The sequence below is a fragment of the Balneicella halophila genome, from assembly GCF_003096835.1.
Lineage (GTDB): Bacteria > Bacteroidota > Bacteroidia > Bacteroidales > Balneicellaceae > Balneicella > Balneicella halophila.
Map to the genome: position 1 here is coordinate 241498 of NZ_QENZ01000005.1, position 11074 is coordinate 252571.

5 protein-coding genes, 1 CRISPR repeat array and 2 riboswitches are annotated in these 11074 nt (G+C 34.4%); of the genes, 4 read left to right on the forward strand and 1 reads right to left on the reverse strand.

Translation table 11 applies throughout. From position 1 onward, the window contains the following. The first annotated feature begins 2 nt into the window (after positions 1-2). Positions 3-890: a type II CRISPR-associated endonuclease Cas1 gene (gene cas1, locus C7377_RS08130; RefSeq protein WP_116496857.1), complete on the forward strand. Its 888-nt coding sequence runs from the start codon at positions 3-5 to the stop codon at positions 888-890. Continuing rightward, positions 887-1225 carry a CRISPR-associated endonuclease Cas2 gene (cas2, locus tag C7377_RS08135; protein ID WP_116496858.1) on the forward strand — a complete coding sequence of 113 codons (339 nt, stop codon included), beginning with the start codon at positions 887-889 and terminating at the stop codon, positions 1223-1225. The genes cas1 and cas2 overlap by 4 nt, the downstream gene beginning before the upstream one ends. A 55-nt stretch (positions 1226-1280) precedes the next feature. Then, positions 1281-2985: a CRISPR direct-repeat array (repeat unit 49 nt; unit sequence GTTGTGATTCCTCACAAAGTTAATGATAAAATTGAAACCAATTCACAAC). Positions 2986-3158: 173 nt separating this feature from the next. Here the strand turns inward: cas2 and C7377_RS08140 are convergent. Continuing rightward, complete coding sequence (locus C7377_RS08140) at positions 3159-6401, reverse strand: S41 family peptidase (RefSeq protein WP_116496859.1); 3243 nt, start codon at positions 6399-6401, stop codon at positions 3159-3161. 172 nt (positions 6402-6573) lie between these two features. After that, positions 6574-6770: riboswitch (cobalamin riboswitch) on the forward strand. Between the two features lie 130 nt (positions 6771-6900). Between C7377_RS08140 and C7377_RS08145 the strand changes: the two genes are divergently transcribed. Both C7377_RS08145 and C7377_RS08150 read left to right on the forward strand, forming a co-directional pair. Next, complete coding sequence (locus tag C7377_RS08145) at positions 6901-9408, forward strand: TonB-dependent receptor (protein WP_116496860.1); 2508 nt, start codon at positions 6901-6903, stop codon at positions 9406-9408. Between the two features lie 2 nt (positions 9409-9410). Beyond that, a complete protein-coding gene (locus C7377_RS08150) occupies positions 9411-10856 on the forward strand; it encodes a PepSY domain-containing protein (RefSeq protein ID WP_116496861.1) in 1446 nt (481 codons plus the stop codon). Positions 10857-10897: 41 nt separating this feature from the next. Next, a riboswitch (cobalamin riboswitch) is annotated at positions 10898-11074 on the forward strand.

Here is an 11074-nt window from a genome sequence, read left to right on the forward strand (position 1 = left end):
CAATGCTCAAACAAACGCTCTATATTGGAAATCCTTCCTACTTAAAGTTGAAAAACAATCAACTGGTAGTCATCTATCCTGAACTCAATGAGGAAAAAGGTCGTGCATCTATAGAGGATATCGCTTTGTTAGTGTTAGACCATAATCGGATTACGATCTCCTCTCCTCTTTTGGAAAAATTGATGGAGCATACTGTTGCCGTTGTGGTTTGTAACAAGGAGCATTTACCCAATGGACTGATGCTTCCATTAGATGGACATTCTGAAATGACAGAGCACTGGCGTCATCAACTGACTGCATCCGTTCCCTTACAAAAACAATTATGGAAACAAACTGTTATAGCTAAAATAAGAAATCAGAAAAAATTATTAGATAAATACCAGCTTCCTTCATCTGTAATGGACAACTATAGCAATGAAGTACAGTCGGGAGATATCGGCAATATGGAAGGCAAAGCGGCTAATCATTATTGGAAGTATCTTTTTGATGACTTTCGTAGAGAGCGTTATGGCGAATACCCTAATAATTTACTCAATTTTGGTTATGCTATTCTACGCAGTATAGTCGCACGAGCATTAGTTTCCAGCGGATTGCTTCCAGCCATAGGTATATTCCACAGCAATAAATACAACAGCTATTGTCTTGCAGATGATATTATGGAACCTTATCGTCCTTTGGTTGATGCTTTAGTGGTAGAATGGTATCAATCTTATCCTACATTTAAAGAACTTTCAAAAGAAGCAAAATTTCATCTTTTACAATTACCAAAACTAGATACTATTATCGAAGGGAAAAAGCGCCCCTTATTGGTTGCTATAACAACAACTACGGCAAGTTTGTATAAATGCTTTACAGGAGAACGACGACTGATTAGCTATCCGGAATTATGAGAAAAGAACGATTTAATGCATACAGAATTATGTGGGTACTTGTATTATTTGACCTTCCAACAGAAACAAAAAAGGAACGACGTGCTGCCAGCCAATTTCGAAAAAAATTATTAGATGATGGTTTTAGCATGTTCCAGTTTTCTATTTATTTGCGGCATTGTCCGAGTCGGGAAAATGCACAAGTTCACATAAAACGTGTGAAAAATTTTCTACCTAAATTGGGTAATGTATGCATTTTTCATATTACAGACAAGCAATTTGAAATGATGGAAATATTTCATGGCAGAAAAGAAATAGAGAAACCACAGCCAGTTCAACAACTACAACTTTTCTAAAATATGATTCCTAATAACAAATAAAAACCACTGAATATCAGTGGTTTTTATTTAGGTTGTGATTCCTCACAAAGTTAATGATAAAATTGAAACCAATTCACAACGGATGTTAAGAAACATATGGAAACGGATGAGTTGTGATTCCTCACAAAGTTAATGATAAAATTGAAACCAATTCACAACTAATTGAGCTTGTGCCTAACACCAGTTATGGTTGTGATTCCTCACAAAGTTAATGATAAAATTGAAACCAATTCACAACAAGCAGCGGTAATGCCTAAAACAGCAAGTCGTTGTGATTCCTCACAAAGTTAATGATAAAATTGAAACCAATTCACAACTATTTGATTTTGAAGTGCCTAATGAACGTAGTTGTGATTCCTCACAAAGTTAATGATAAAATTGAAACCAATTCACAACTATCAAGTGGAACATGATTGAATGGTTACTGTTGTGATTCCTCACAAAGTTAATGATAAAATTGAAACCAATTCACAACATCGTTTCCTCGATAATTCGTATGTGTTTTGTTGTGATTCCTCACAAAGTTAATGATAAAATTGAAACCAATTCACAACCCTTTGCTATTTAAGGCTTACAGAGCATAAGTTGTGATTCCTCACAAAGTTAATGATAAAATTGAAACCAATTCACAACATGATTCATTAAAGCAAACCCCATTAGGAGTTGTGATTCCTCACAAAGTTAATGATAAAATTGAAACCAATTCACAACTAAGGAGTCTGCCTATTTTGAAAGCTTAAAGTTGTGATTCCTCACAAAGTTAATGATAAAATTGAAACCAATTCACAACAAAATTCAAAGAAGGGATTAAATGTATTGTGTTGTGATTCCTCACAAAGTTAATGATAAAATTGAAACCAATTCACAACGACTAATGGAGATATTACAAATCCTAAAGAGTTGTGATTCCTCACAAAGTTAATGATAAAATTGAAACCAATTCACAACATTAAGCACCCAAACAAAAAATTTCCCTACGTTGTGATTCCTCACAAAGTTAATGATAAAATTGAAACCAATTCACAACGCATTTTGTTCCATTGTATGTCATTCCAATGTTGTGATTCCTCACAAAGTTAATGATAAAATTGAAACCAATTCACAACTAGCAACACTTGAAAGCACAGGTATAGGCAGTTGTGATTCCTCACAAAGTTAATGATAAAATTGAAACCAATTCACAACATTTTCTTTTAGAATGTCAAAAATGCTTTTGTTGTGATTCCTCACAAAGTTAATGATAAAATTGAAACCAATTCACAACTACCAACACTTGAAAGCACAGGTATAGGCAGTTGTGATTCCTCACAAAGTTAATGATAAAATTGAAACCAATTCACAACACTTCCTTATCAACTCTGCCACCCAACGGCGTTGTGATTCCTCACAAAGTTAATGATAAAATTGAAACCAATTCACAACAGAAGATTCAAAATGTTGAAAGTTTAACCGGTTGTGATTCCTCACAAAGTTAATGATAAAATTGAAACCAATTCACAACGTAAACGTTGTGATGGTGTAGTCTCTTCTTGTTGTGATTCCTCACAAAGTTAATGATAAAATTGAAACCAATTCACAACGGATTTTTTATGACAATTTTCCATTTGAAGTTGTGATTCCTCACAAAGTTAATGATAAAATTGAAACCAATTCACAACAAATTCCCTATTTGCCCAACAATCCAAAGGTTGTGATTCCTCACAAAGTTAATGATAAAATTGAAACCAATTCACAACAGTGGAACGATAATGCCTGAGCAAAGAAGTGTTGTGATTCCTCTCAAATATTACCGCATTATTATTAGTGTTTGAAGAAAAAAAGCTCAAATTTTGGTTTGCTATTTATCATTAAACAAAAAGAGCCTCACCGAAGTGAAGCTCTCTTGCAATGATTAAAATTCAGTTGATAATTATTTATTATCCAGCTCTCGTAACATTTCTTTAACGGCAGCTTCCAATTGTTGGTCTCTTCCGTTGGTCACTTCTTCTATTTCATTACGAACTTTTAAATCTGGTTCCAATTGTTGATTCTCAAGATATTTTCCGTCCATACCTTTTGCACCTACTTGTGGAATTCCGAAAACAATTGAATTATCAATCTGTGTTTCCCACCATACTGCTGTAAACGTTCCAGGAACAGGCATTCCTACCAATTTACCTATACCTAATTCTTTGTAAGCATAAGGAAATCCGTGAGCATCAGAGTAGTTCCCCTCGCCCATCAACAATATACTCGGTTTGCTCCATTTAAATAAAGGTTCTGTTCCGATAACTTGTCCTCTTGGAGTTAGTGTCCAATAAGGTTTACCACTTAAAAGAGTTACTAAATCATCGTGCAACCATCCTCCACCATTGAAACGAGTATCAACAACTACAGCTTCTTTGTCAGCATATCTACCTAACAAATCTGAATAGACTTCACGGAAGCTTGGACTGTTCATGCCCTTTACATGGACATAACCTAAACGACCGTTTGAAAGACGTTCTGTTTCTGCTCGCATTATTTTTACCCAGCGATTATAAAGCAAAGTATTTTCTTCTCCTCTGCTAATTGGCTTTATTACTTCATCCCATTTTTTTCCTCCTCTGGCTAATGAAATAACAACATTTTCATCTTTTTTGCGATTAAGGAGTTTAAAGTAATCATTATTCGGATTAATTTCTTCCTTGTTAATATGAGTTATCACATCACCAACTTTGATGTCAAGCTTTGCTTTATCTAAAGGTCCATTCTCAAGAATTTCTGCAATCTTAATTCCTTTTTTATTATAATCGTAATCAACTAATATTCCTAAAGATGCTGTATTGTCTCCGTTGGAATCACGATGACGATAACGTGCACCTGTATGCGAACCATTTAATTCACCTAAAAGTTCTCCGAGCATTTCAGAGAAATCATAATTATTATTAATATGAGGCAGAAATTTTGCATAATTTTTCTTCAATCCTTCCCAATCTAAACCATGAATATCAGGATCATAGAATTTACGCTTCACTTGACGCCAAGCATGTTCAAAAATATACTCACGTTCTCCTGCTTTGTCTAATTCAAATTCTGCAGAGTAGCTAATGTTCTTCTTCTTTTCTGAGCTTATTGGCATTTTATAAATACTACCTCCAGAAACGAAGAATAAGTTTTCTGCATCTTTATCCATAGCAAATCCGCCACCGCCTCCTTTGAGTTTAAAAACCAATTCAGTTTTATTTTCCAATAAATTCTTACGCCATAAATCGAATCCTCCTTCGAACCTGCTCATATAATATAGCTTCTTGCCATCAGGAGTTACTATAGCATCAGAGAGTTGAGAAGAGTTAATGGTTAAACGCTCCACTCTATCCTCAATACCATCAAGTTCTATTTTGATTGGCTCGAAAGTTTTATCATCTTTCTCCTTGCTTTTGTCTTTCTCTTCGTCTTTGTCATTGTCTTTACTCTCCTCATCCTTGTCATCATCCTTTTCTAACTCTTTTTCAAGTTCAAATTCTTCTTTGGACAATTGAAATTTATCATAAGCCTCTTGAGTTAAAAACATTGCATAAACATCATCTTCAGCTCCCCAGCTACCATGGCTACGATATCCGGCTTTGTCAGATGTCCAAATAATCATCTCCCCATCCATCATCCACTTTGGAATATTGTCTTCATATCCGCTTTGTGTAAGGTTAATAACTTCCTCGCCTCCTTTTGCACTTACCAAACCAACTTCACCTATCCAAAGATTCTTATCAAGATATCTTACCACAAACCATTTACCATCAGGAGACCAATCATACCATTGGTCACCATCACTATACGAGAAGTTCAGTTTACTTGGAACAATAGTTCGTGTTTTTTTACTATCCAAATTAATCACACGTAGTGCTGCTCTATTTTCAATAAAAGCAACTTCTTTCCCATCAGGAGAGTAGCTGGGCTGGAATGTTTCCTCTGGAGATTCTAAAATAACTTCTTCTTTCAATAATGTTGAATTTGCAAAATATTTTTCTTCATCTCGCACTTTTTTCGTTTGATATAGATTCCAACTTCCGTTACGCTCGCCTGCATATAAGATAGCATCACCATCAGGACTAAAACTTACTGAGCGTTCCTGCTCTGGTGTGTCAGTAATACGTTTTGTAGTTTTATAGTCTGTTGAAGTTACAAACACCTCACCTCTTATGATAAAAGCAACCTCTTTACCATTTGGAGAAACTGCCATTTCTGAAATGCCTGAACCTTTACGTAAATGAACAATCTCATTAGCAACATCGTCTACAAATAATGAAACGCTTAACTTTTGAGGTTTCTCATTTGGCAGTTGCGTATAGATTTCACCATTATATGAATAGCATAGCTTTCCTTGGTCTGAGATTGTTAAAAAGCGTACTGGATGTGTTTGAAATTTTGAAACCTGAGTAATTGCTGACGGATTGTCAATAGGCATTTTTGCCACATTAAACGTTCCAAACTGCTCAGTTAAATAATATATATTGCCATTGTTATCAGATACAGGATTTCTATCTTCTCCAGGAAATGTAGTGAGTTTAGTATGCTTCTCTGTTTTAGCATCATATTTCCACACATCACGAGTCACTGATGATTGATGGTGTTTGCGCCAAGGATCCTCATATCCCTTCTTATCATGATATAATAATGTTTTTTGATCTTTTGTCCACACTGCATTCTCTGCTGGTGAGGTTAAAACCTGAGTTAATTGTCCTCCTTTTAATGGCACTTGATATAGCTCTGGAAGAACTCCAGTTGGAAACATATAGTTGTCAGGATCATCTTGAATCAATGCTGTAAATAAGACATATTTCCCATCTGGTGTTATACTCTCTGGTTTTTCACTTCCTGAATGGAAAGTTAGGCGAGTTGCGCTACCACCGATAGCATTCATTCGGAATAGGTCAAAATTTCCATATCTATCTGAAGCAAAAACAATCTGTTTGCTGTCTGGTGTCCATACGGGTTGTGTATCATGCCCTTCGTGCCTTGTTAATTGTAAAGCTCTCCCACCCCTTGTTGGTACAACAAAAATATCTCCTTGATAAGAAAAAGCGATTTGCTGACCATCAGGCGATATTGCTGGATATCGCATCCACAAGGGTGTTTCTCCCCATGCAATCCATGAGGTTACCATCATAAAAAAGATTAAAAATACTTTCTTCATATTTGTTTTAATTTAAGGTTATACTATTAAATTAGACGTAAAGTTTAAGTTTATGTTACAATGCTATTACGGTATTGTCTTTTCATTAAATTAAGGTTAAAAATACATTCAATATTCTAAAATTGAGATATGTTATAAGACATTTTCCTATTTTTTATCAAAATATAATTAGCTTTGCAATCGATTATTAGGTGACAGAGTTTCTAATAATAGAAATTTTGTAAAAGGGAATACGGTGAAAATCCGTAGCAGTACCCGCTACTGTAAGTCCTACAAAAACGTTTTTATATCTAAATGCCACTGTTATTGTAATGGGAAGGCTATAAAAACAGGACGAGCCAGGAAACCTGCCTAAGTATCATAATATTACGTAAAAATGCTTCCGGGAATAGAAGTAAGATTACAAGGATTGTTATGTATCTACAATACATCATCTTTTTAGTCCATTCTTGCCAACGCATTTTTAACATTGATTAATTTATAACTTAAATATTTGACTATGTTAAAAAAAACAATGCTTATCGCAACGATGCTCATAGGATTATGGACAAATGCACAAAATTTAGTACTTACGGGCAAAATTACTGATCAAAAAACAAAGCAACCTATAGAAGGGGTAAATGTTTTTATTGAAAGTCTGCAAAAAGGAAATGCGACCTCCGAAGATGGAACCTATGCTATCCGTATTCCTAAAGCAGGTAAATACCGATTGCATGTGAGCTTTATTGGTTACAAGACAGAAGAAAAACTTATTAATATCACACCTAATAGCCATACTGCAAATTTTTCATTAGTGAAAGACGTGAGTTTATTGGACAATGTTGAAATAACTGCTAAAAAGAAGAAAAGGGCATCAGTAGCTAAAATAGATATTCCTCTAAAAGATATTCCTATAACAACTGCACAAGTAAGTCAAGAGCTTTTTGACCAAGTACAAGTTAATAATGTAAACGATGCATTACGTTATGTTACAGGTATAAAACCCACTGTAAATTATGGAGGATTTCAGACCTTCAAAATGCGTGGATTTGGCTCCCCTATAATGATGCTTGATGGTGCGAGAGATGAACGGATGAACCTATCAAACAGTGCACCAGTGACATCTTTAGCAGCGGTTGAGAGAATTGAATACTTAAAAGGCCCAAGCTCTGTTCTTTATGGACATTCTGCGGTAGGTGGAATTATCAATATCGTACGCAAACAACCAATTGAAGAATTTACAGCTAACTTTTCAGGCACCTATGGCACTTGGAACAGGAAAAGAACACAAATGGGTGCTGGGGGCAAAATTTGTGACAAATTAAATTATAGACTGGATGCGTCATTAAGTGATAGTGAAAACTGGAGAGACAATGCTACAAAAGCTGCAAATGCTTACTTAGGGCTTGATTATTCAATTAATACTAAGAATAAAATAGAATTCCGCTGGGCAGTAAATGATGACTTTTATGGTACTGAAACGGGATTTCCAATAATTACAGACTCTATCTTTGACTTGAATGATAATCTTACTTATCAACCAGCAGATTTTCCGAAAGAATTTAGCACTGAACAACGCTACAACGACCCTCAAGATTTCTTAAAACATAAGAATTACAACCTATCATTGAAGTATATTCATAATTTCTCTAATGATTCTAAACTATCCATATATGCAGCCTATGCTGATGACTTAATAGATTATTTCTCGACAGAGTCATTATCTTATCCTACTGATGATTCTCCTGTTTATGATAACTATTTCTTCAAGAAAGGAAAGAAGAAATATATTGATTTGACAAAATTGCAACGAACTTTTCCTCTACGTTTTTCACACGAAACGAGATCCTTTCAAAACTATCTAGAATATACTATGAAGTTTCTTACAGGAAATATAAAGCACAATTTTCTTGGAGGATATTATATTATGCATTTAGATAGAGTTAGTTTTAAGGGCTATAATTTAGGCACAGATGTATTTGGTGACGGATTGTACGCCAAAGTTGATATTAAAAACCCTATACTAAACCAAGGGAATTTAGAAGAACAATTTTCTGCAGCAAGTATATATGATGAACTCGTTAACAGTCTATATATACAAGATTTAATGGATATTTCAGAAAAACTCAAAGTAATGCTTAGTACCCGATACGACAATTATGATATGGATTATCAATCGGCATCGGTAAGCTCAGGCAGAGAACTTACTGATAAAAGTGAGAAGAAAACTCTTATCAACAATGCTTTTAGTTATAGACTTGGTTTAGTATATAAGCCTAGTAAGGACTTGTCTCTCTACTCTTCTATTTCAAATTATTTCAAACCAAACAGAAGCACTTATAATCCAAACTACATTTATATTGACAAAGATGGTAAGGAATTTTTCCCTAAAGATGGTAAGGAGATATTCAAGCCAGAAAGCGGTTTTCAAGTTGAAGGGGGATTTAAATACAACTATGAAGAAATTCTTGATGTGAACTTTGTTGCCTATTACATCAAAAAGGAAAACATTAAAACATATCTTGGAAAAACAGATGATGACAAACGAATTTATGGACAAATCGGTATTATAGATTCTAAAGGTTTTGAGTTCGATGCAACAATCAGACCAATCAAGGGTTTAAGTTTGACTACTGGTTATACTTATTCCGATGCTAAATATCAAGATTTTTCTGCTAACCCGTATAATACAGAAAGTAATGAAGGAAATGTACTAAATAAAAATCCAGAACATCAATTTTTTATGTGGAATTACTACACAATTCCTGAAGGCTTTTTACAAAATCTAAGCTTAGGTTTCGGTGTAAACTATACTGGTAGTATGTTTACTAATACTGACAATACTTATGAGTTGCCAGAATATTGGCTTGCTGAAGCTAGTATAGGATATTCTTTCGAAAATGTCTATTTAAGATTGAAAGCAAACAATATCTTTAATGAAAAATATTTTTCGAATTCTGTTTTTTCAACACAGTTTATTCCTGGAGAAGAACGCAACTTTCTTTTTACTGTTGGTTATAAGTTATAAGGATGAAGAAACTTAAAAAAATCATTATAAAATCACATAGGATACTAGGCTCTATTCTGAGTCTAGTATTTCTTGTATGGTTTATCTCCGGTTTTGTGATGATATACTCAGGTTTTCCTAAACCAGATAAGGAAAAAGCCTTTGTAGCACAAGAAAGTCTAAGTAAATATGCTGACAAAATCAAAAGCTTGTCTATAGATTCAATTGCACCACAAAATGCGACCTTAGCAGTCTTGCATCAAAAACCCGTATATCTGCATAGATACAAGGCGATTGATGCAACTACCTTATCCCCTGTTTCTTCATTTAAAACAGAGGCTCTAGACAATCTTATCAAAAAAAATTATAAAGCCAATATTAAGAAAAAGAAGATTATCAATGATTACGATAGTTGGATTCCTTGGGCACGATATAGCAACTACTTTCCTATTCACAAATATTATTTAGATGACAAAGAAAAGACGGTTGTTTATTTATCAGAAAAAACGGGAACAGTTGTTCAAGAAACTACTGAAAAAAAACGTTGGCTCGCGAGGTTTGGTGCCATTCCTCATTGGCTATATTTTAAAGATTTGAGAGTTAATCAAGGCTTATGGTCACAGGTTGTCATTTGGCTGTCTGGTATTGGGTCTATCATGTGTTTGTTGGGGCTGGTCGTCGGTATTTATCAATCAAGAAAATGGCGTAAAGCCAAGAAAAAAGGACTGTTTGGTATTTCTCCATATAAGAAAAAATGGTTTCGTTGGCACCATATCGTTGGTATGACTTTTGGCGTTTTTGTTTTTACATTCGTTTTCAGTGGGATGATGTCTATGATGAGTGTGCCACAATGGGTTATCTCCCAGAAAAAAGAAATCAATTTTAGAAAAATGTGGTATGAACCAGCCAACACTATTGAACAATTCACATTACCTCTTGCAGACTTATTAACTAACAAAGAATTTCAGGATATTAAGACGATACAGTTTCGCAAATTTAACAATACTCCTTACTACCTCTTTCAAAAAAAATATAAAAAGCCGATTTGGATTGATGCAAGTAATACAGATGCTAAACAAAAAGAATTCTCCGAAGGTGAAATTTTGGATTTGGCAAAGAAGAAATTCAAAGAGCATAAATTTTCTCATGAAATAATCAATGAAACTGATGGGTACTACAATACTTCTGAAAAAATAATAAAGCTGAAATTTAATGATACAGATAAATCATGGTTTTACATCCCTGTAGAAAATCCTATTAACACGCGACTATATGACAAAAACCGCAGACTTGGACGATGGTTATATAAGGGATTGCATACTTTCAACTTCCCTGCTTTTGAAGGTATAGAATGGTTGCGTAAGACTATGCTTATCATTCTTAGCGTATTTGGCACTATTGTTAGTTTAACGGGTGTCGTTTTAGGCTACAGATATTTCAGAAGAAAAGCAAAAAAACTTCGCAACTAAGCAAGAATGATTTTATGCGAGTTCATAAAAGAAATTGCTTACCTTTGTATTAATTATTAGGAGATAGTTTACAACATAAACTATGAAGGGAATACGGTGAAAATCCGTAGCAGTACCCGCTACTGTAAGTCCTACAAAAACGTTTTTATATCTAAATGCCACTGTTATTGTAATGGGAAGGCTATAAAAACAGGACGAGCCAGGAAACCTGCCTAAAC

Bases quoted from the DNA above. Each gene is read 5' to 3' on its own strand.
- C7377_RS08150 (WP_116496861.1), top strand. From the start codon at position 9,411: ATGAAGAAACTTAAAAAAATCATTATAAAATCACATAGGATACTAGGC.
- cas1 (WP_116496857.1), top strand. From the start codon at position 3: ATGCTCAAACAAACGCTCTATATTGGAAATCCTTCCTACTTAAAGTTG.
- C7377_RS08140 (WP_116496859.1), bottom strand. From the start codon at position 6,401: ATGAAGAAAGTATTTTTAATCTTTTTTATGATGGTAACCTCATGGATT.
- cas2 (WP_116496858.1), top strand. From the start codon at position 887: ATGAGAAAAGAACGATTTAATGCATACAGAATTATGTGGGTACTTGTA.
- C7377_RS08145 (WP_116496860.1), top strand. From the start codon at position 6,901: ATGTTAAAAAAAACAATGCTTATCGCAACGATGCTCATAGGATTATGG.